Origin of the sequence: Kribbella sp. NPDC051936, from assembly GCF_040680955.1 — a bacterium.
In the GTDB taxonomy this organism is placed as follows: Bacteria; Actinomycetota; Actinomycetes; order Propionibacteriales; family Kribbellaceae; genus Kribbella.
Genome location: NZ_JBFAXS010000013.1, coordinates 105,366 through 126,122 on the forward strand (window position 1 = coordinate 105,366; position 20,757 = coordinate 126,122).

Here is a 20,757-nt window from a genome sequence, read left to right on the forward strand (position 1 = left end):
AAGAATTGACGGATTCGTCCGGCGACGTGCTGGATGCCGGCGTACTGCGGGAACGGCTGGCGAGCGACGGATACCTGTTCTTCAGGGGGCTGTTGCCTGCCGATGTGGTGGGGGATGTGCACGAGCAGCTCGCGCGGATCTTGTACGACAGTGACTGGTTGGCGCGGGATGCCGATCCGCTGGAGTTGGTGGCGTCGGGGCGGGCAGTCGAGGAAGGATCCGCCGGGTTCTTCGGGGCCTATACGGCGATCCAAAGCACGGAGGCGTTTCACCGGTTGGCTGTGCGGTCGGAGCTGTTGTCGTTGACCGCGCGGTTGCTGGGTGAGGAGACGTTCGCGCATCCGGCGCACATCTGCCGGATCGCTCCCCCGTCGCCGGGTGCGAATCCGACGCCGATCCATCAGGACTACCGGTTCATCCAGGGGTGTGTGGACACGCTCACCACCTGGCTGCCGTTGAGTGCGGCGCCGCCGGAGATCGGCGGGTTGCGGGTGCTGGCCGGGTCGCCGCGGCTCGGTGTGCTGCCGGTGAAGGCGTCGGACGGGCCGGGGATGATGCGCGCCGAGGCCGACGAGAACCATCCGGAGTGGCGGACGACGTCGTACCGGCCGGGTGACGTGCTCCTGTTCGGCAGCCTCACCGTGCACGGCGCGATGCCGAACCGGACGAAGCTGCTGCGGATGTCGGCGGACTTCCGGTACCAGGCGGCAAGCGCACCGATGGCCGTCGACCTGCTCGGAACCGGGAAGCCGCACTACCACCCCGACGTCCCGGACTTTCCCACCCTCACCCGCGGCTGGACCTCGACGGACTGCGTCGAGATCCCCGCCGGGGTGCACTTCGTAGACCGCTGGGATCCACGCGTCGACGAGGTACCGACACCGCGGTCCCGGTTCGCGTACGTCTGAGCGCCGGACCTGCACCACTCATCAACCGGCCACGGCCGACCGAGCGCCCGCGTGAACTGCTCGGTCGATCCGCCGCCGGCGGAGGTTGATGAGTGCTGGAGGTCCGCCTACAGAGCGAGGACGATCTTGCCGCGGGCGTGGCCGGACTCGCTCAGCTCCTGAGCCTTGGCCGCGTCCGCGAGGTCGAAGGTCTCGGCGACTCGGATCGTCAGCGTGCCGTCGGCGACCGCCTGCAACTGGGCGCCGAGGGCGGCCCGGACCTCCGCGGGCGTCGCCGTCGCGGCCATGGAAGCGGTGACGCCGAGCTCGGCCGCTGCGAAGTCGGCGATCGTGACGATCCGGTCGGTGCCGCCGCGCAGCTCGATCGACTCCTGCAGACCGCCCTGGCCCGCGGTGTCGAACACCGCGTCCACGCCGTCCGGAGCCGCCGCGCGCACCCGCTCGAGCAGACCTTCGCCGTACTCGACCGGCACCGCGCCGAGCGACCGCAGATAGTCGTGGTTCGCGGTCGACGCCGTACCGACGACTGTCAGACCCGCAGTCTTCGCGAGCTGTACCGCGACCGAGCCGACCGCGCCCGCGGCACCGTGAATCAAGATCGTCTCGCCGGACTTCACGCCCAACAGATCGAGCACACGCTGCGCGGTCTCGCCGGCCACGGGTACGCCGGCAGCCTGCTCCCAGCTCACGCCCGCGGGCTTGCGCGCCACGTTCCCCGCGATCGCGTACTCGGCGTACGAACCGCCGTCCGACCAGCCGGCGACCTCGTCTCCGACCGCGAACTCAGCGCCCTCACCGACCTGGTCGACCACACCGGCCACCTCGAGTCCCGGGACGGCCGGGAGCACCGGGTCGATGAAACCCTTCGTCCAGCCGCGGCGCACCTTGAAGTCGATCGGGTTCACGCCGGCCGCGCGGACCTTGATCCGCACCTGCCCCGGTCCCGCCTGCGGCTCCGGCACCTCCTGGACCTCGAGTACCTCCGGCCCGCCGAACTCCTCGAACACCACCGCTCGCATCGCATTGCCTCCACACATTTGGTTGTCGCTTTAATAAAATGCTCGCGGATCCGCGGACATTCCCGACTGGCCGATCGGACAGTTCTTCCCCGTCCGAAAGACGGGCCCGGGTGGACGCGTCAACCGACGTACGCTGAAGGGCATGGGAGAAACCGACGTGCTTGCGGACGCGGAACCGGTGGCGCCGACCGCCGACGCGCAGGTGCTGGCGGCGGCCGCGCAGGTCATCGACGGGCCGGCCGAGGAGTTGCTCTCCCGGCTCTCGGCCGCCACCGCAGACCTGATCCCGCACCGCGCCGTCGCCCAACTGGCCTCGCAGTGCGCGTCCACCCCCGTCACCGCGCACGGCGATCCCGCGCTCGCCGCAGCGATCACCGGTGCCGACCTCGCCGCGCTGCTGGGAACCGTCACTGCCGGACATCCCTGGCAGGGCATCGTGAACATCGCCGGATCCACACACCCGGTCCTCGCCATCGCGAGCGATCGTGCGCCGCGTGGCTCGGTCGTCGTCTTCCTCCGCGCGGCCGACGAACCGATCGCCGCCGACGCGCTGCAGGCGTTGTGGGACGTCGTCACCGCCCACATGTACCGGCTGACTCTCGAACGCGAACCAGGCGCGATCGCCCAGAACCGCGCCGTCGCCGAGGCCCGCAACGATGTGGCGGCCGAGCTGGGTGAAGCTCAGGCGGCGACGCTCGCGACGCTTCTCGGCGTACTGCGGAATCAGCGGATCGACGACGCGACCGCTCGCACGATGGCGGTCGAGCTGGCGCTGAACGGGCTCAGCGAGCTGCGCAACGACACCCAGCGCGACCGCGTCTGCAGCGGCGAGGAGCCGGTCGGCAAGGCCTTCGACCGGCTCGCGGACTCGCTGCGGGCGCTGCTCCGGCACGGCCCGGTCGAACTCGAGCTGGATGCCCCCGGCAACGACCGGTTGATCCCCGGCGGGGTCGCGCATGCCGGCCGGGTGGCGGTCCGGGCGGTGGTGCTCGCGATGCTCACGCAGGACCGGCTGGCCCGGATCCGCGTCGGCTGGCGCTGGAGCGGCACCGAGTTGCAGGCGACCGTGCGCGACGACGGCCCCGGCCGGATCGAGAACGTCCTCGACCTCGGGCAGCTGTCCGAGCGGCTGCGTCTGCACGAGGGCGACCTGGACCTGGACGCCGTCCCCGGGTGGGGCCTGACGGCCCGGATCACCCTCCGTACGGCACAGGCGCCGCTCACCGTCACGTCCGACCCGCTGGCCGCGCTCGGCGCCCGCGAACTGGAGGTGCTCGAGCGGCTGGCCCAGGGGCAACGCAATCGCTCGATCGCCGACGACCTGCACATCAGCGAGTCGACCGTGAAGTTCCACGTCGCCAACATCCTGACCAAACTGGACGTGACCACGCGAACCCAGGCCGCCGCGCTCTACCTCGCGGTTTAGGCCGAACAGGGCCTAGCTCAGGCGGGCAGCGCGGGCACGGAGGTAGCGCTGCTCGGGTGCGCTGGTGGTGAGTTTGGCGGCGGCGAGGTAGGCCTGGCGGGCCGTGTCCAGCGAACCGGACTGTTCCAGCAGGTGCGCCCGGACGGCGGCCAGCCGGTGGTGACCGGCCAGCTTGGGGTCGGTCGCGAGGCTGTCGAGCAACTCCAGGCCCGCGGCCGGTCCCCGGTGCATGGCGACAGCGACCGCGGAGTTCAGCCGAACCACCGGATCCGCGGACATCCGGACCAACACGTCGTACAACGCGACGATCTGCGCCCAGTCGGTGTCTTCGAACCGCTCGGCCTCGGCATGAACGGCGGCGATCGCGGCCTGCAGTTGGTACGGCCCGGGCCGGCGGCGCGGCAGCACGTCCTCGAGCAGGGCGACACCTTCGGAGATCAGCTCGCGGTCCCACCGGCTCCGGTCCTGTTCCGCCAACGGGATCAGGTCACCGGTGGGACCGGTGCGGGCCTGCCGGCGCGCGTGGGTCAGCAGCATCAGCGCCAGCAGGCCGCCGACCTCGGGCTCGGACGGGAGCTTCTCGCGCAGCATCCGGGTCAGCCGGATCGCCTCGGCGGCGAGCTCGACCCGCTGCAACGTCGTCCCCGAGGAGGCGGTGTAGCCCTCGTTGAAGATCAGGTACAGCACCTGCATCACCACGTCGAGCCGCTGCCGGCGCTGCTCCGGCGCCGGCAGCCGGAACCGTGCGCCGGACTGGCTGATCCGCTGCTTCGCGCGGCTGATCCGCTGCCCGACGGTCGCCTCGGGTACCAGCAGTGCCCGGGCGATCTCGGCCGTCGTCAGACCGCCCACCGCCCGCAGCGTGAGAGTCAGCTGACTGGCCGGCTGGACGTCGGGATGGCAGCACAGGAAGAGGATCACCAGGGTGTCGTCCTGGTCGGCGGTCGTGATGCTGTCGTCGCCGAGCAGGCTCTCGGGCAGCCGGCGGGTCGCGTCCAGTTGCTCCCGCCGGCGCCGGGCCTGCTCGCTGCGCAGCATGTCGGTCATCCGGCGGACGGCGACGGTCGTCAGCCAGGCGGCGGGGCTGGGCGGTACGCCGTCCTGGGACCAGCCGCTCACCGCCGCCAGCAACGCCTCCTGGACCGCGTCCTCGGCGAGATCGAACCGGCCGAAGCGCCGCGTGACAGCGGCGAGGACCCGCGGCGCGAGTTCGCGCAGCAGGTCCTCGATCCGGGCCTCCGCCGGGACCTCCTCGGCCGGCCCGGTCACATCTCCTGGCCGCCCTGCTCCATCACCGGCCGCAGCTCGACTCTGGTCTCGACCAGCGCCGAGAACCGCGCGGCCAGCTCGACGGCCCGGTCGTGCGAGTCGACCTCGATGATGCCGAAGCCGGCCAGCACCTCCTTCGCCTCGGCGTACGGACCGTCGGAGGCGACCGGACGGCCGTCGACGACCTCGATCGTCAGCGTGTGCGACGGGTCGGCCAGCCCGAAGCCGGTGACGAGTTCACCGTTGGCCGCGAGCTCGCCGTAGAACTCACCCATCGCCTGGTAATGCGCGTCCACCTGCTCCTGCGACCAGGTCGATTCCCGGCCGCCGAGCCCGAGGGTGTCCCAGGCCGACTCGTCCCCGAACGTCATGATCATGTACTTCACTGCCGATCACCCCACGCGCGTCATGGTCGACTCGTACCCGCCGCCCGGCCACTGCCAGGCACCGGTGTTGACTGTGTGGCCGGCGTCGAACTCCCCGACGAACTTGGCCGGCGAGTCGGTACCGCCGAACCAGATCGTCAACGTGCCGCCGGCCAGTTGGTAGGTGTACTCGAGGATCTTGCCGGTGTTGGAGAAGTAGTGGGACCGGAGCATACCGGTATCGGCGTCCACGCCGATGTACTCGACACCGCGACTGGTCTCGCCGTCGCTCACCAGCTCGACCCGCTGGACGACGAACGCGCCGTCCTCGAACCATTCGTAGCTGACGGTGCCGTGGTGGCCCGGTCCCTCGACCTTCCAGGTGCCGATCAGCGGCGCGAGAGTGCGCAGGGCGTCGGCGGGTGACTGCTCGGACATGATGGTCTCCTAGAGTGTCAGCGACGGACGGAACGGCCGAGTACGACGAGCTGCTGCCGCCGCGCGTACGCCACCACCGCGGCGAGGACGCCGAACGCCAGCGGAGCGATCGGCGAACTGCCGAGGATCGCCACGTTCGTGACCACCGCGCCGATCATCAGGCCGACCAGGCCTGCCGCCGCCACCCCCGCCAGCCGCGGGACCAACAGCCCGACCGCACCGGCGACCTCGAGAACTCCGACGAGCACGCGGAGCCAGTGCCCGGCCCCGATGTCGTCGAACATCCGCACCATCTGGTCGGAGCCGGCGAGTTTGCCGGCCCCGCCGACTCCGAACTGCGCGGCCAGCGCCACCCGCACGGCCCAGACGGCCATTGTCCGAACCACTGTCCGAAACACTGTCCGAACCCGCGCGGCGGGCCGGACCACTCCAGGAAGTACGCGCTCACTCATCGTTCGCTCCGATCATCAGGGTCACTTTCACCCCGTTATCGGAGCCACCACCGCGGCTTCGACAGCCCGGCCGAACTTTTTCTCAGGCCTCTTCGAGGCGCGGGAACAACGGCTCGCCCTTGGTCAGGGTGGCGCCGGCCGGGAGCTGGCCCCAGGTGCCGGCGTCCTGGACACGCTGGTCCTTGAGCGCGCCGAGCTTCTCCTCCGCGCCGAGCAGCGTCCACAGCTTCGCGGACGTCTTCGGCATCGTCGGGTTGTGCAGTACGGCGACCCCGCGCAGCACCTCCGCGGCGCTGTAGAGGATCGTCGCCAGCCGCGCCCGCTGCGAGTCGTCCTTCGCGACCTTCCACGGCTCCTGCTCGGTGACGTACCCGTTCACGGCGCCGACGAGCTCGTTGATCGCCGCCAGCGCGTCCTGGAACGCGAGCGAGTCCAGAGCCTTGTCCGCGGTGGCCACGGTCTGCGCGAGCTTGTCCGCGAGCGCCTGCTCAGCCGGTCCGTGATCGGTCGGCTCCGGCAGCGCGCCGTCGAAGTACTTGCCGACCATGGCCGCGATCCGGCTGGCCAGGTTGCCCAGGCCGTTCGCGAGCTCGGAGGTGTAGACCGCGCTCAGGTGCTCCCACGAGAACGAGCCGTCGGACCCGAACTGGATCGTGCGCAGGAAGTAGTACCGGAAGGCGTCGGAGCCGAAGTGGTCGGTGATCTCGTGCGGCGCGATCGCGGTCAGCTTGGACTTGCTCATCTTCTCGCCGCCGACGAGCAGCCAGCCGTGCGCGAACACCTGCTTCGGTACGGCGACCTCGGCGGCCATCAGCATGGCCGGCCAGATCACCGCGTGGAACCGGAGGATGTCCTTGCCGACCAGGTGCACGTTCGCCGGCCAGAGCTCCTCGAACCGCTCCGGGTCGGTGCCGTAGCCCGCGGCCGTCACGTAGTTGAGCAGCGCGTCGATCCACACGTAGAGGACGTGGTCCTCGTCCCACGGGACCGGGATGCCCCAGTCGAACGTCGAGCGGGTGATCGACAGGTCCTGCAGGCCCTGCTTGACGAACGCGATCACCTCGTTGCGGGCGCTCGACGGCGCGACGAAGTCCGGCTGCGACTCGTACAGCTCCAGCAGCTTGTCGGCGTACGCGGAGAGCCGGAAGAAGTAGTTCGTCTCCGAGACCGTCTCCAGCTCGGTCCCGTGGATCATGCACCGCTGGGTGCCGTCCTCGTCGGTGCGGATGTCCGCGGGGAGCTTGAACTCCTCGCAGCCCACGCAGTACAGCCCCTCGTACTCGCCCTTGTAGACGTCGCCCTTGTCGTAGAGCGTCTGCCAGAACTCGCGGACCCGCTCGGTGTGCCGCTGCTCGGTGGTCCGGATGAAGTCGTCGTACGCGATGTCGACGTCCACCCAGGCCGGCTTCCAGGCCTCCTCGACGAGCTTGTCGGTCCACTCCTTCGGGGTCATGCCCTGGGCCTGCGCGCTGCGCATCACCTTTTCGCCGTGCTCGTCGGTACCCGTCAGGTACCACTTGCGCTCGCCGCGCTGCGCGTGCCAGCGGCTCAGGACGTCCCCGGCCACCGTCGTGTACGCGCTGCCGATGTGCGGCGCGGCCGTGACGTAGTAGATCGGGGTGGTGACGTAATAGGCCTTCTCGGACATGTCAACAAGGGTAGTGGCGCGCGCCAGTGCTATTTACCGGGGTCCCGGGCAGCGAGTACGGCGTCGTACACCGTCCGTTTCGGCACGTTGAAGCGCTTCGCGACGTCGGCGATCGCCTGCTTGCGCGGCGTCCCCGCCTCCTCGTCCACGGCCACCTCCCGCGCCAGGTCCTCCGGCGTCATGACCCGGTGCGGGTCGGCGCCGGACACGACCACGGTGATCTCACCCCGGACACCCTCCTTCGACCACAGGACGAGATCGTCGAGAGGGCCGCGCTTGACCTCTTCGTACGTCTTGGTGAGCTCCCGGCACACCGCCGTCCGCCGATCGCCCCCGAACGCTTCGGCCATCGCCTCCAGCGACTGCGTGAGCCGGTGCGGCGCCTCGAAGAACACCATCGTCCGCTGCTCGTCCTTCAGCTCGCCGAGCCGTCGCCCGCGCTCGCCGGGTTTGCGCGGCAGGAACCCCTCGAAGGTGAACCGGTCGACCGGCAGCCCGCTCAGCGCGAGCGCCGTCAGCACCGCCGACGGCCCCGGTACGGCGGTCACGTCCACGCCGGCCTCGATCGCGGCCGCCACCAGCCGGTACCCGGGGTCGGACACGCTCGGCATCCCCGCGTCCGTGACCACGACGACCGTCTGCCCCTGCTGGAGCGCTTCGAGCAGCTCCGGAGTCCGCTCCCGCTCGTTCCCCTCGAAGTAGCTGACCACCCGCCCACCGACGTGAATCCCCAACTCGGAGGTCAACCGCTTCAACCGCCGCGTATCCTCCGCGGCCACCACGTCCGCCGCCGCCAGCACCCGCCCCAACCGCGCCGACGCGTCCCCGACATCCCCGATAGGGGTCCCTGCCAGCACCAGTCGCCCGCTCATGGCAGAAGGGTGAACGCGTCGAGGTGCCGAGGCCGGATCACACTGAAATGCCGCCGATCAAGCGTGGCGATCTCCCGTGCGCCGAGCGCCTCTGCAACAGCCACCACGGAGGCATCGGCCAGTCCGAGCGGCAGGTCGGCGTAGTTGTGCATCAGATCCGCGATCCGATCCAGCTCGGTGTCGCACTCGGCGATCGTGAAGTCGCCCGCAGCGAGCGATTCCACGAAATCGGCTTCCACCTTCGCACGACCTCACGCTGGATGAGGTAGCAGACCTCGGGTATGACGAAGCTCGGGACGACCAGCTGCTCCCGGTTCAGGTGCGCGGCGGCGAAGAGGTCGACGCACTCACGATGGTCGGCGTCGTTGGACAGTACCGCGGCGACAAGTGGGCCGGTGTCTACGACGATCACTCGGGCCGACCGAACTCGTCCCGCAGGATCTCCTCACTCCGCCGCGCGATGTCAGGCCGACTGCCGGTGCCGGCGCCGAACCAGGACGGTGGCCACGGCCGCGGTTCGGCCGCGCGGCGCCGGCGCACCTCCAGGCGGTGCTTGAGGATCTCTCGCATGTCGGGAACGAGCTCCGCGGCGGCTTCGTCGGGCAGCTCGTCGATCAGCGCATGCAGTTCCTCGCGGGGCGTGCTCATACGGGTGATTCTAGGAGGTCGGGCGCCGCGGGTTCCGGTTTTCCACAGGTCGGAGGAGGCAGTGGTACCGCCGCGTCCGTACGATGGCGGGCGTGGCTGCTGTGATCGAGGACGGTACGGCGCGGCGCGGTGACGCCGGCGCGGAGCGGGAGACGCTCGGGCGGGACGTGCTCGGACGACGGCTGCCGCCGCTCAAGGAGCGGTTGTACCCGGCGATGCCGCGGGACTTCGACGGGGGCTGGATCGCCACGCTGGCGATCACCCTGCTGGCCGGCGTGCTGCGGTTCTGGCACCTGAGCAACCCGGTGAAGTTCGTCTTCGACGAGACGTACTACGCCAAGGACGCGTACAGCCTGCTCAAGTTCGGCTACGCACGGCAGTTCATCGACCAGCCGGAGGGCGCCGCCGACAAGGCGATCCTGGCCGGCAACCTGGACGTCTTCAAGGACACCCCGAGCCTGACCGTGCACCCCGAGGTCGGCAAGTGGATGATCGCGGCCGGTGAGCAGCTGTTCGGGATGACCCCGTTCGGCTGGCGGTTCATGCCGGCCCTGTTCGGCACGCTGACCGTGCTGCTGCTGATCCGGACCGTCCGCCGGATGACCCGGTCGACCCTGATCGGCTGCATCGCCGGCCTGCTGCTCGCGGTCGACGGCCTGCACTTCGTGATGTCCCGGGTCGCGCTGCTCGACATCTTCCTCGCGTTCTGGCTGGTCGCCGCGATCTCCTGCCTGGTCGCCGACCGGGACTGGACCCGCCGCCGGCACGCCGAGACCCTCGACACGCCGACCCCGGACGGCGAGCGCCGAGGTGTCGGCCGGTGGCTGCTGATCCGGCCGTGGCGGCTCGCCGCCGGCGTCTGCTTCGGCCTGGCGCTCGGCACCAAGTGGTCGGCGATCTGGGTGCTCGCCGCGTTCGGCGTGATGACGTTCGCCTGGGACCTCGGCGCCCGCCGCGCCCTCGGCGTCCGGTTCGCGTTCGTGAAGTCGGCGCTGGTCGACGGCATCCCGGCGTTCGTCAGCCTGGTGCTGGTCGCCTGTGTCACGTACGTCGCCACCTGGACCGGCTGGCTGCTGCACGACAACGCCTACGACCACAACTGGGCCGCGAGCAACCCGGCGCACGGCGTGATGAAGGTCGTGCCGGACGACTTCCGGTCGCTGGCCTACTACCACAAGGAAGTGCTCGCCTTCCACACCGGCGACTACATCAAGCACGCCACCCACCCGTACGCCTCGAACCCGGCCGGCTGGCCGATCATCGCCCGCCCGATCGGCTTCGACGCGGTCAACGACATCAAGCCCGGTACGCCGGGGTGTGACGCGCCCGCCGGCACCAACTGCCTGCAGGTGATCTCTGCCCTCGGCACGCCGCTGCTGTGGTGGGGCGGTGCGCTCGCACTGATCGCCGCGCTGGTGCTGTGGATCGGCGCGCGCGACTGGCGGTTCGGCGTGCCGATCGTCGGGTTCGTGACGTGCTGGGTGCCGTGGTTCGCGTTCGACGACAGACCGATCTTCTTCTTCTACGCCGTCACGATGATCCCGTTCACGGTGATGGCGCTGGCGCTGGTCCTCGGCAAGATCCTCGGCCCGGCCCGCGCCGCGATGAGCACCGCCACGCCCCGCCGCCTGATCGGCAGCGCGGTCGTCGGCGCCTTCGTCGTCCTGGTCGTCCTGAACTTCGCCTACATCTGGCCGATCCTCACCGACAAGGTCCTCCCGCACCCCGACTGGCTCAGCCGCATGTGGTTCAAGTCCTGGATCTAGCCTGAGTACCCCGGGCGGGACGCCCGGTTCCGGCCGCTGCAATTGCGCAGCGGCGCGCTCCTGGCGGCGGCGAACTGAGCGGCGGATCCATCACCGTTTCGGTGATGCGAGGGACCGTGTCACCAAGTTGCGGTGACCTGAGACAAGACGTGGTGTGTGGGGACCTGATATTGCCTGTCTCAGGTCACCGTTGCCTGTTCCGGGTCCCGGGTCGAGGCATCCCGTCGCCCGGCCTGCCCCCGCACAGTGCCACCGCTGCCGACCTCGGCGTCGGGCACAACCCGGCGCGGCCCGGGCCACCAGGTCCGCGGTCAGCACGGAGCCTCGCTACGACGAGCAGGCGAGCAGGCCGCCCACTGCCCCCGGCCACTGCACGGCTTAGGGGTTGACCCCTCGGCTGGCGGGTTGACCCCTCGCATTCCGAGGGCCAACCGGCAAGCTCAGGGGTCAACCCCTCGAATGGCCGACTCCGCTCGACCGCCCGGGCCGGACGAGCAGGGCCCGACGAGCGGGGCCCGACGAGCGGGGCCGGATGAGCGGGGCCGGACGACTTCAGGACCCGGACGGGTCTTGGAGCGGCTCTGGTGAGCGGGACGCGTAGTCGATGGATTCGAACGGCCAGTCCTTCGTCAGCCAGGCGCATACGGCGTCGTACAACGGCTTGTCCAACGCCGCGCGGTCGCTGCGCACCCACGAACGGACGTCGGTGATCCGCTCGTCCTGGCGGGACGGATAGATGTACACGCACCCGATCACCTCGCCGGTGCCGGGCTCGAGCACCGTGAATGTGAAGCCCCGGCGTCCGGCGAAGTCGTCCGCGTGACGCTGCAGGTCGGCGAGGTTCCGCTCGAGTGACATGCCGTCGGCCGGCGGCCAGCTGCCCTGGAACCCCGGGGTCGCGCGGACATAGTCGATGCTGCCGGTCCACGCGGCGTGGTCGGAGACGTTGTGCTCGGGACCGAGCGGTTCGAGGCGGAACCGCGGCGTGATCAGTTCGGTGGGCACGTCGAAATCGGCCGGCACGAAGTCCATGGCCGAAGGTTAGGTCGCGCCGCCGCCGGGTCGCACCCGAATTGCTCAGTGCAGCTCGTGGTGGCCTTTGCCCTTGTTCTTCTTGCCGTGGCGTTTGACCGAGGACTGGCCGCCGACGCCGCCGAACAACGCCAGGCCCTTGACCACCACGACGGGGGCATTCGGGTCCGGGTCGTCGCTGCCGCGGGCGCCGAAGCCGCCGAAGATGCCGACGCCCTCGTTGCGCACCGTCACGCCCTCGGGGACGGTGATGTCGATCCCGCCGAACACCGCGAACGCGTAGATCGTCACCTCACGCCCCTCGAAGACCGCGTTGGTCATGTCCAGGTCGTGCCCGCCGAAGACCGCGAACGCGTTCGTCCGGCGCTTCACCCGCCAGCGTCCCTTCCGCTCACCGCCGCCGAAGATCGCGACCATGGTGTCGAAGCTCTGCGACGGGTCGGCCGGCTCCTCGATCGGGACCAGGCTGGTCGACGCGACGGGCACCGGCTGCGCTGCGGGCAGCGGCTGACCGGGGACGACGAGGTCGCGGGTGATCGGCTCCAGTTCGCCCAGGGTCTTCGCCCCCAGAGTCTGCTCGAGCCGCTCGGCGTGCTCGTCCTGCGTCAACCGGCCCGACATCAGGGCCTCCCGCAGTACGTCGACGACCTGGTCACGATCGGTGTCGGACGCCCGCAGATGCGCGTGCGGGTGCGGGCGGTCGGGCAGGTTCTCCATAAGACCGAACGATATATCGTCAGCGGCTCGGTGAGGACCCCGATTCATCCCGGAACCAGCCCCTACCCGGCGATCCTCCGGCGCTGCACGCGCAGTGCGCACCCCACCGCGGCGAGTGTGATCGCGGCGAACGTGATCGCCGTACCGGGGTAGCCGCCGAGGCCCAGGCCGAGGCCGCCGATCGCGGCGCCGAGAAACGTGCCGAGACTCATCCCGGCCGCGTTGACGCTGAGGGCGGAACCGCGCAGCGCACCGCTGCGGTGCACCAGCAAGGTCGTGACGCAGGCCGCCACCGTCGCGTGACTGGCGCCCATGACCGCGGTCAGCAGCAAGGTGAGTGGGAGCGACGGCGAGAAGTAGAACGCCGACACCGCGATCAGCGCGACGGTGATCCCCGCGAGGAGCAGCCGCTCGGGCGCGATCCACGGACGTGAGGTCGCCAGGTACCGGCCGGCGAGCAGGTTGCCGAGGAAGAACGACGCGCCGCTCAGCGACCAGACCAGCGCGAACCAGCCGGGCGGGAGGTCGAACTTCTCGTCGTAGAACGCGGCCAGGTACGCCAAGTAGCCCATGAAGGCGGCCGTCCTCAGCATCGCCACGGCCAGCAGCGGCAGGGCACCCGGGACCCGGGCGAGCTCGCGGTACGTCGCCAGATAGCTCACCCGCTCCTCGCCGGTGATCGGCGCCTTCCGGCCGCGCCCGCGCCAGAAGAAGGCCGCCGACAGGGTGAGCGAGATCGCCGAGGCCGCCAGCAGGTTGCCGCGCCAGCCCCAGACCAGCCCGGGCCCGGCCAGGACCGGAGCCGCCAGCATCGCCATCGCCGAGGTCGTCGCGGAAACCAGCGTCGCCGCGCGACCGGCCGCGGCCGGCGGCCTGAAACGGTCGGCCGCGGCGGCGCCGATCGACGGTGCGAGGATCGAGGTCGAGGCGCCGATCAGCAGGCAGAACGCGGCCAGCGCGAAGACGTTGCCCACAGCCCCCAATGCCGCGGAGACACCGAGCAGAGCCAGGCCGCCGGCCGCGACCAGCTCGCGCGGCGCCCGGTCCATCAGCGGGGCGAGCAGGACCCCGACCGCCAATGCCGCCAGCCCGCCGAGCCCGCGCAGGCCGCCGATCTCCGCCACGCTCCCGCCGGCGGCGTCCGCGATCGGCACCAGGTACATCCCGAACACCGTGAACGGGACCAGGCTCACCGTCGAGGCCAGCAGGAACGGCCACAGCCGCTTGGCCATCCGGAGGTCGCCCGGCACCTCGGTGGTGACCGGCTGGGTCTGTGTCATGTGTCCGTCCTGTAGCGATAGAGGCTGCTCGGGCGGGAGCTGAACTGGGAGAAGGGGAAGGGTTCCGCCGACAGCGCGGTGACGCCCGCACCGAGGAACGCGCGGGCCACGGCGCTGCCGGTCTGAGCGTAGACCGCGAGCGGCCTCGATTGCTCACGGCAACGAGTCAGGAGAAGGTCGAAGCTGCCGTTGGACAGCGTCATCCCGGTGGCGACGACCGCGTCGGCGGCGTCGACCACCTCGGCCATGTCACGGGAAACGGGCAGGCCGGACGCGGTTTCCCGAAGATTGAAGTCGCACGGCAGACAGCTGCCGCCGCGCTCGGTGATCGCGTCTACGAGCGGATTGACGACGCCGATCAGCGCGACCTTGGTGCCTTCGGCAACGTCGAGCAGTCCGGCGACGGCGGCGTCGCGGGCGCGGGCGCGGACATCCGGCGTACCGGCGGGGAGGACGACCTCCTCGGCGTACGGCGAGGTGTGGTGCGGCTCGACCGCGGCCAGGTACGCGTCCAGCGCCGCGATGCGGACCGGGAGCGGATCGTCGGACGAGAGTACGTCGGCGAGCGTGCGGCCGGAGGTGTCGGCGCAGTACGCCGGGTCGAGCTCGCCGGCCTCGAAGGAGCAGGCACCGAAGACCTCGCCCACTCGCAGCAGCACGTAGTAGTTCCGGTAGGTGACGTCGGCGCCGGGCAGCCGGGTGGTGTGGTGCAGCCAGAACGCACTGGTGACGTCGAACTCTGCGGGTGCAGGACCACGCGATCCGGCCAGAACGGAAGCGATGAGATCAGCCACGTGAGCGGTCATGGGAGATCGGCCAGCCTTTCGGGTTTGTGGTGCACTCCTCGCGCCGGGCCTGCGCGGACTCCCGGCGGTCCCAGGACATCGCCGACCATGGCACCGCGAGCTCGTCCAGCGAGTCGATCTCGCGCGGCCGCAGCGACGCCAGCGGCCGCGCCTCGGCGTGCCGCGCGAACGCGGACTCGACGTACCGCGTCCCGGTGTCCGCGGCCAGGAAAACGTGTTTCCGCCCGCGGTCGCAGTTGTGCTCCCACAACGCCGACAGGTACGCCGCACCGGCGGAAAGTCCCGCGAAAACGCCGGACGTGCGGAGCAGGTCGACCGCCGCCGACATCGCGTAGTCGAACGAGACCCAGTGCAGCCGGTCGTACAGCTCGTGCCGCACGTTCCGGAACTCGATCGAGCTGCCGATCCCGGCGATGATCATTTCCGGGTCCTGCGTGTGCCCGGCCCCGAACGTGACGCTGCCGAACGGCTGCACGCCGACCAGGTTCACGTCCCGCCCGCGCTCGCGCAGGTACGCCGCGATCGCGCCGGTCGACGCTCCGGTCCCGACGCCGCCGACCAGGCACAGCGGACCCGCCGGCACCAGCCGCGCCACGAGGTCCGCGACCGCCCCGTACCCGAGATAGTGGATGTCGTCGTGGTACTGCCGCATCCAGTGGTACGACGGGTTGTCGCGGAGGATCTCGCCGATCCGCCGGACCCGGAGGTTCTGGTCGAGCTGCAGGTTGTTCGACGACGGCACCTGCTCGACGGTCGCACCGAGGATCTCGAGCTGGATCCTCAGCGTCCGGTCGACCGTGGTCGAGCCGACGATGTGGCACTTCATCCCGTACCGGTGGCAGGCGAGCGCGAGCGCGTGCGCGTAGATCCCGCTCGAACTGTCGATCAGCGTGTCGCCGGGCCGGACCCGCCCGGTCTCCAGGAGATGGCGTACGGCGCCGAGCGCGGAGTACACCTTCATGGTCTCGAACCGCAGGCAGATCAGGTCGTCGCCCGCGGCGGAACTGACCCGGATCGGATCGGGATCCTTGATGGCCTCCGCCAGGTGGTCGTGCAGTCGCGTCATCGGCGCGGTTCGCTCCTTGTGTCGATGGATGGCACGGGCGGAGATGAGGGGTGACCGATCCGGGCAGCCGCGACGAGTCGGCGGGTCAGGGCGTGGCGGGGTTCGGTGGTGAGGGTTTCGGGCGGTCCCTGCTCGACCACGCGGCCGGCGTCGAGGACCATCACCCGGTCGGCGACGGCCGCGACCAGCCGCAGGTCGTGACCGATCCAGATCAGCGCCGTACCGCGCTGCTTGAGCTCGGTCAGGAGGTCGAGGACCAGCTCCGTACCGAGGTCGTCGAGGGCGGTGGTGATCTCGTCGCAGATCAGGACGTCGGGGTGCGCGAGCACTGCACGCGCGAGGGCGGCCCGTTGCAGCTCGCCGCCGGACAGACGGCTCGGCGGACGGGCGGCGGTGATCGCGGCGACGCCGAGCCGGGCGAGCGTGGCGGCGGCCTCGGCGTGGGCCCGGTCCGGCGCGAGTCCACGCAGGCGTTGCGCCGTACGGGCGACCTGCTGGTCGACGGGACGGCGTTCGTCGAAGGAGCCGCGGACCTCCTGCCAGACGTACTGGACGCGGCGGTGCTGGTCGCGGGTGCGCTTGCGCAGGACCGGCAGCGGCTGGTCGCCGAGCAGGATGCTGCCGGTGTAGCGCTCGTGCAGTCCGGCCAGGCAGCGCGCCACCGTGGTCTTGCCGCTGCCGGAACGCCCGACGATGCCGAGGCAGGCGCCGGCGCGGACGGACAGATCGGCCCCGTGCAGGACGACGTCACGGCCGCGCGGACGCAGCGAGGCTTTCAGGTTCATTGCCGTTAGCAACGGTTTGCCCGCCGTGGTGGTTCCCGGGGTGTCCAGGTCCGGCGCGGGCGGAAGTACGTCGGTGCTGCCAGCGGCGACCACTTGACCGGCGTCGAGGACGACCACGCGGGTGGCGAGCGCACGGACCAGGTCGAGATCGTGACTGAGCAGCAAGATGCCGAGACCGGCGGCCGTGAGCTCCCTCAGCTCGTGGACGAGCTGCAGCCGGGTGACCGAGTCGAGGCCGGTGCTCGGCTCGTCGAGCACGAGCACCTCAGGGCGGCAGGTGAGCGTCTGCGCGAGCGCCACGCGCTGCCGCTGACCGCCGGAGAACTGATGCGGAAAACGTTTGAGGACGGCGTCATCGCCGGGTAGCTGCGCCTGGCGGACAGCCTCCTCGGCATCGCCGCCGTGCAGCTTCGCCAGCTCCCGCAACGTCGCGCCGATCCTCCGCGCCGGGTTGAGCGCGCTTCCCGGGTGCTGCGGCATGTAGGCAACCACTCGGCCGCGCACCGCCGCCGCGGCGGCGGTCACGCCGTTGCCATCGACAACCACGCGCCCGCCGACCTCGACCCGCCCGCCCAGCCGAACCCCGTCGCCATGTTCCCCGAGCAACGCCAGCGCCGAGGTCGTCTTCCCCGATCCGGACGCCCCGACCAGCGCCGTCACCTCCCCCGCCACAACCTCGAACGACACCGCGTCCACCAACACCCCCACCCCGGCAACCGCAGAAAGCCCAACCACCCGCACCAACGCTTCGCCGGCCGCCGACTCCCCGTGCGGCTCGGCCTCGCGAGGCTCGACCGCGCCGGGCTCACCCACCAGCGGCTCGGTCGTCTGCGGGTCGCGGCTCATGCGGGGCTCCCGACAAGACGACGGGAACGGTGGACGAGGCGGTCGGCGAGGAGATTGAAGCCGAGCGTGAACGAGACGAGCAGGAGCGCGGGGGCGAGCACCGACCAGGGCTGGAGGAGCAGGCCCTCGCGGTTGCGGGACACACTGACCGCCCAGTCGGGCGCGGTCGGGCTCAGGCCGAGGCCGAGGAAGTTGACCGAGGCGACGAGGAACACCGCGAGCGTGATCCGCGTGCCGAGATCGGCCGCGACCGGCCCGAGCACCGAGCGTCCGACGTACCCGAGCTGGATCGTGAACCACGACTCCCGCTGCATCCGGAGCGCCTCGACCACCGGTCCGCTGGCTGCGTCCAAGGCCGCTGCCCGGACCAGCCGCGCGACGGTCGGCACGTTCACCATGGCGACGGCCACCGTGATCGCCGGCGCGGACGCCTGCCAGCCGACGGCGACCACGCTGATCACCAGCAACGACGGAAGCGGCAGCAGGACGTCGAGGGGCCGCATCATCCCCTCGTCCAACCAGCGGTGCCGGGTCGACGCGGCCGTCAGGCCGACCAGCCCGCCCACGAGGTACGCCAGCACCACCGCGCCGAACGCCATCCCCAGCGCCGTCCGCCCACCGACCAGCAACAACCCCAGCACGTCGCGCCCCAGCCCGTCCGTCCCCAGCAAGCCTTCGGACGAGTAGGGCAGCCCAGCGCGTGCGTCGTACGGCAGGAACGGCCCCACCACAGCCACCGCCAACGGCACCGCACACAGCGCGACCGCCACCCATCCCGCGGCCCCGCGCAGCACGCTCATCGGAGCGCCTCCGTCCGGGGTACGAGCCGGTTGCAGACGAGGTCCGCACCGAGGTTGATGAGCAGCGCGGCGACGGCCAGCACAAGCGTCAGGCCCTGCACCGTCGGGACGTCCCGCGTCTCCACACCGTCCACGAGCGCCGTCGCGAAGCCCGGGATCGCGAAGATCGCCTCGACCACCAGCACTCCGCCGAGCAGCGTGTCACCGGTCCGCGCCAGCTCCTGTACGCCGGGAACCGCCGCGTTGGGCAGGACATGGCGCAGCAGCAGCTGACGCCGTGGGATGCCCAACCGCCGGGCCTGGGTCACGTACTCGGCGTTCAAGGCCGCGACCGTCCCCGCCCGGACCTGACGCGACAACAGGCAGACCGTCCGGCCGAGGAGCACCCCGACCGGCAGGATCAGCAGAGCCGGCGACGCCAGGAGATCCCCGCCGACCCAGGTCGCGGGCAACCACCCGAGTTTCAGCGCGAACACCGCGACCAGGACCACCGCGATCACGAAGTCCGGGATCGCCGACAACGCCAGCGTGACGGACGTGATCGCCCGGTCCAGGCGCCCGTTCTCGCGTGTGCCCATCACGAGGCCGAGGGCAACGGCCAGCGGTACGACGACCGCGAGTGTCGTCAGCGTGAGCACGAGCGTCGCACCGATCGAGTCCCGCACGATGTCGGCCACCGGTCCCCCGCTGATCAGTGACGTCCCGAGATCACCCGTCAGCACGTCCCCCAGCCAGTGCACGAACCGCTCGGCCGGAGGCTGGTCGAGGCCGAGCTCGGCCCGGAGCGCAGCGACCTGCGACGGCGTCAGCGTCTCGGTGAACCGCATCTCCGCCGCATCCCCCGGCAGCAACGAGGTCAGCACGAACACCAGCACGGACAGCACGGCCAGCTGCACGACCGCGAGCCCTGCCCGCTGGACGGCGTAGGACCGCATTCAGGCCAGCCACACCTTGTCGAACCGGCCCTGGTCCAGCGTGTTCGGCGGCACCGCCTGCACGCCCTGGACCTTGGCCGACACCGCGATCAGGTAGTCCGGCAGACCCCACGCGAGGATCCCGCCCTCGTCGCGCACCGTCTTCTGCAGTACGCCGTACTTCGCCGACCGCTCTGCCTCGGACGTGACCGCCCGCGCCGCCGCGAACGCCGCATCGAACGCGGGCCGCCGCCAGTGCGTCACGTTGAACGGCGAGTGTGACAGCAGCCGGTCGGTGACGTACTGCGGGATCGGCATCGCGCCGGACCGGTGGTTGCCGATGGCACCCTTCGTGAGCAGGTCCTTGGCGTAGGTCTGCGGGCTCCCGGTGGTCACCTTGAGCCGGACACCGGCCTCCGCGACCTGCTCAGCGAACAGCGTCGCCGCCTCGACGAACCCGGCCGACGCGTCCGCGGTGAAGATCTCGACTTCCTTGCCCGCCAGCCCGGCCTTCGCGAGCAGCGACTTCGCGCGGTCGACGTCCCGCTCGAGCTGCGGCAGGTCGGCCGGGTAGTACTGATATCCCTTGCCGAACAGGTCGTTCCCCACCTCGCCGCGCCCGGCGAGCACCACGTCGACCAGCCGCTGCCGGTCCGCCACCAGCTTGAACGCCAGCCGTACGTCGGGGTTGTCGAACGGCGGCCGGTCGACCTTCATCACGAACGCCTGCATCGTGCTGGCCTTCGACGCCACGATGCGGACCGTCTTCCCGGCCTCCGCGGTGCGCGCGAACGTCGCGGTCATCTCGTTGGCGTACTCCGCCTGCCCGCCCTGGACGGCGGTCGCCCGCGCCTCGGAGTCCGCGGACAGGATGTGCAGCTCCTCGATCCGCGCGGGCTCGTCCCAGTACCCGTCGTACCGCGAGGCGACCAGCGAGCGCCCGGCCTCGAACGACACGTGCCGAAAAGCACCCGTGCCGATGGGCTTGGCCGGATCCTTGAAGCCGTCCCGCACGATCTGCGTGCCGATGCCGGCCAGCAACGCGGGGAACTCCGCGTTCGGCTGCTTCAGCACCAGCTCGACCGTGGAAGGGCCGATCGCCTTGCTGCGCTTGAGATCCAGCGTCGCGAGCGAGGACTGCGCGACCCGCTCCGGCACGGCCGGATCCACGATCCGGCTCAAGCTGTACAGCACGTCGTCCGCGACCAGCTTGGCGCCGTCGTGGAACGTCGCGTCCCGCAGCCTGAACCGCCAGGTGGTCGCCGTGGCGTCGTGCTCCCACGTCGACGCCAGCCGGCCCACCGGCCGCAGATCGGGCCCGAGCTCGACGAGCTTCTCGTAGATCGCCTTGTGCCGCGCTATGTCCACGAACAGGCTCTGCACGTGCGGGTCGAGCACCTCCTTCGCCCCGCCCCCGGCGTACACAGCGCGTAGCCGCCCGCCCTGCTTGGGCTGCGCCGCCGCACCGCCGTCCGCCCCGCAGCCGGCGATCGCCGCCAGCCCGGCACCCCCGGCCATCCCCAGGAACCCACGCCTACCCAAAGCCTCGGACACGCGCCACATCCTCACCTTAGTGAAAACGATTGTCAAATCCAGCGCGCATCCGAACCCGACGCGATCATTCTTCCGGGGGCATGCCGGAACCCGCCCACCGTAACGGCGTGTCACCGGCCCCGACGGACAGGAGGTGTCCGCCCGAC

22 protein-coding genes are annotated in these 20,757 nt (G+C 70.7%); 3 read left to right on the plus strand and 19 right to left on the minus strand.

The features are described 5' to 3' along the window. The first annotated feature begins 5 nt into the window (after positions 1-5). Positions 6-908: a phytanoyl-CoA dioxygenase family protein gene (locus AB0L64_RS37955; RefSeq protein WP_363717810.1), complete on the plus strand. Its 903-nt coding sequence runs from the start codon at positions 6-8 to the stop codon at positions 906-908. Between the two features lie 107 nt (positions 909-1,015). Here AB0L64_RS37955 and AB0L64_RS37960 read toward each other — a convergent pair whose 3' ends face one another. Then, entirely contained in the window at positions 1,016-1,927 is a 912-nt protein-coding gene (locus AB0L64_RS37960) for an NADP-dependent oxidoreductase (RefSeq protein WP_363717811.1), read from the minus strand. 142 nt (positions 1,928-2,069) lie between these two features. Between AB0L64_RS37960 and AB0L64_RS37965 the strand changes: the two genes are divergently transcribed. Then, a complete protein-coding gene (locus AB0L64_RS37965; RefSeq protein WP_363717812.1) occupies positions 2,070-3,353 on the plus strand; it encodes a LuxR C-terminal-related transcriptional regulator in 1,284 nt (427 codons plus the stop codon). Between the two features lie 12 nt (positions 3,354-3,365). On the opposite strand, the gene AB0L64_RS37970 is transcribed toward AB0L64_RS37965, so the two are convergent. The 9 genes from AB0L64_RS37970 to AB0L64_RS38010 all read right to left on the minus strand — a co-directional run bounded on the left by AB0L64_RS37970 (position 3,366) and on the right by AB0L64_RS38010 (position 9,045). Further along, positions 3,366-4,622 (minus strand): sigma-70 family RNA polymerase sigma factor, encoded by a 1,257-nt coding sequence (locus tag AB0L64_RS37970; protein WP_363717813.1) that lies wholly within the window; start codon positions 4,620-4,622, stop codon positions 3,366-3,368. After that, on the minus strand, positions 4,619-4,999 hold the full coding sequence (locus AB0L64_RS37975) for a YciI family protein (RefSeq protein ID WP_363717862.1): 381 nt from the start codon (positions 4,997-4,999) through the stop codon (positions 4,619-4,621). Before AB0L64_RS37975 ends, AB0L64_RS37970 begins: the two co-directional genes overlap by 4 nt. 15 nt (positions 5,000-5,014) lie before the next feature. Then, positions 5,015-5,425 (minus strand): hypothetical protein, encoded by a 411-nt coding sequence (locus AB0L64_RS37980; RefSeq protein ID WP_363717814.1) that lies wholly within the window; start codon positions 5,423-5,425, stop codon positions 5,015-5,017. Between the two features lie 17 nt (positions 5,426-5,442). Then, positions 5,443-5,799 carry a DoxX family protein gene (locus tag AB0L64_RS37985; protein WP_363717815.1) on the minus strand — a complete coding sequence of 119 codons (357 nt, stop codon included), beginning with the start codon at positions 5,797-5,799 and terminating at the stop codon, positions 5,443-5,445. Positions 5,800-5,959: 160 nt separating this feature from the next. After that, on the minus strand, positions 5,960-7,525 hold the full coding sequence (gene metG / locus AB0L64_RS37990; RefSeq protein ID WP_363717816.1) for a methionine--tRNA ligase: 1,566 nt from the start codon (positions 7,523-7,525) through the stop codon (positions 5,960-5,962). A gap of 29 nt (positions 7,526-7,554) precedes the next feature. After that, entirely contained in the window at positions 7,555-8,397 is an 843-nt protein-coding gene (gene rsmI, locus AB0L64_RS37995; protein ID WP_363717817.1) for a 16S rRNA (cytidine(1402)-2'-O)-methyltransferase, read from the minus strand. Further along, a complete protein-coding gene (locus AB0L64_RS38000) occupies positions 8,394-8,621 on the minus strand; it encodes a PIN domain-containing protein (RefSeq protein WP_363717818.1) in 228 nt (75 codons plus the stop codon). The genes rsmI and AB0L64_RS38000 overlap by 4 nt, the downstream gene beginning before the upstream one ends. After that, positions 8,549-8,809, minus strand: a complete 261-nt coding sequence (locus AB0L64_RS38005; RefSeq protein ID WP_363717819.1) for a PIN domain-containing protein — start codon at positions 8,807-8,809, stop codon at positions 8,549-8,551. The genes AB0L64_RS38000 and AB0L64_RS38005 overlap by 73 nt, the downstream gene beginning before the upstream one ends. Further along, positions 8,806-9,045, minus strand: coding sequence for a hypothetical protein (locus AB0L64_RS38010; RefSeq protein WP_359926831.1), 240 nt, complete (start codon positions 9,043-9,045; stop codon positions 8,806-8,808). The genes AB0L64_RS38005 and AB0L64_RS38010 overlap by 4 nt, the downstream gene beginning before the upstream one ends. An 83-nt stretch (positions 9,046-9,128) precedes the next feature. Here AB0L64_RS38010 and AB0L64_RS38015 point away from each other — a divergent pair, with 83 nt between their 5' ends. Then, entirely contained in the window at positions 9,129-10,811 is a 1,683-nt protein-coding gene (locus AB0L64_RS38015; protein ID WP_363717820.1) for a phospholipid carrier-dependent glycosyltransferase, read from the plus strand. A 552-nt stretch (positions 10,812-11,363) separates the two neighbouring features. Here the strand turns inward: AB0L64_RS38015 and AB0L64_RS38020 are convergent. The 9 genes from AB0L64_RS38020 to AB0L64_RS38060 all read right to left on the minus strand — a co-directional run bounded on the left by AB0L64_RS38020 (position 11,364) and on the right by AB0L64_RS38060 (position 20,611). Further along, a complete protein-coding gene (locus tag AB0L64_RS38020) occupies positions 11,364-11,843 on the minus strand; it encodes a hypothetical protein (protein WP_363717821.1) in 480 nt (159 codons plus the stop codon). 45 nt (positions 11,844-11,888) lie between these two features. Beyond that, complete coding sequence (locus AB0L64_RS38025; RefSeq protein WP_363717822.1) at positions 11,889-12,560, minus strand: DUF1707 domain-containing protein; 672 nt, start codon at positions 12,558-12,560, stop codon at positions 11,889-11,891. Positions 12,561-12,622: 62 nt separating this feature from the next. Next, positions 12,623-13,840 (minus strand): MFS transporter, encoded by a 1,218-nt coding sequence (locus AB0L64_RS38030; RefSeq protein WP_363717823.1) that lies wholly within the window; start codon positions 13,838-13,840, stop codon positions 12,623-12,625. Next, positions 13,837-14,634: a DUF364 domain-containing protein gene (locus AB0L64_RS38035; protein ID WP_363717824.1), complete on the minus strand. Its 798-nt coding sequence runs from the start codon at positions 14,632-14,634 to the stop codon at positions 13,837-13,839. The genes AB0L64_RS38030 and AB0L64_RS38035 overlap by 4 nt, the downstream gene beginning before the upstream one ends. Then, complete coding sequence (locus AB0L64_RS38040; protein ID WP_363717825.1) at positions 14,627-15,712, minus strand: pyridoxal-phosphate dependent enzyme; 1,086 nt, start codon at positions 15,710-15,712, stop codon at positions 14,627-14,629. The genes AB0L64_RS38035 and AB0L64_RS38040 overlap by 8 nt, the downstream gene beginning before the upstream one ends. Next, positions 15,709-17,343 carry an ATP-binding cassette domain-containing protein gene (locus tag AB0L64_RS38045; RefSeq protein ID WP_363717826.1) on the minus strand — a complete coding sequence of 545 codons (1,635 nt, stop codon included), beginning with the start codon at positions 17,341-17,343 and terminating at the stop codon, positions 15,709-15,711. Before AB0L64_RS38045 ends, AB0L64_RS38040 begins: the two co-directional genes overlap by 4 nt. Then, entirely contained in the window at positions 17,340-18,143 is an 804-nt protein-coding gene (locus tag AB0L64_RS38050; RefSeq protein WP_363717827.1) for an ABC transporter permease subunit, read from the minus strand. Before AB0L64_RS38050 ends, AB0L64_RS38045 begins: the two co-directional genes overlap by 4 nt. Next, the gene (locus AB0L64_RS38055) at positions 18,140-19,078 is read right to left on the minus strand and encodes an ABC transporter permease (RefSeq protein WP_363717828.1); all 939 of its coding nucleotides are present in this window, start codon (positions 19,076-19,078) and stop codon (positions 18,140-18,142) included. Before AB0L64_RS38055 ends, AB0L64_RS38050 begins: the two co-directional genes overlap by 4 nt. Continuing rightward, entirely contained in the window at positions 19,079-20,611 is a 1,533-nt protein-coding gene (locus tag AB0L64_RS38060) for an ABC transporter substrate-binding protein (RefSeq protein WP_363717829.1), read from the minus strand. Positions 20,612-20,757: the final 146 nt, after the last annotated feature.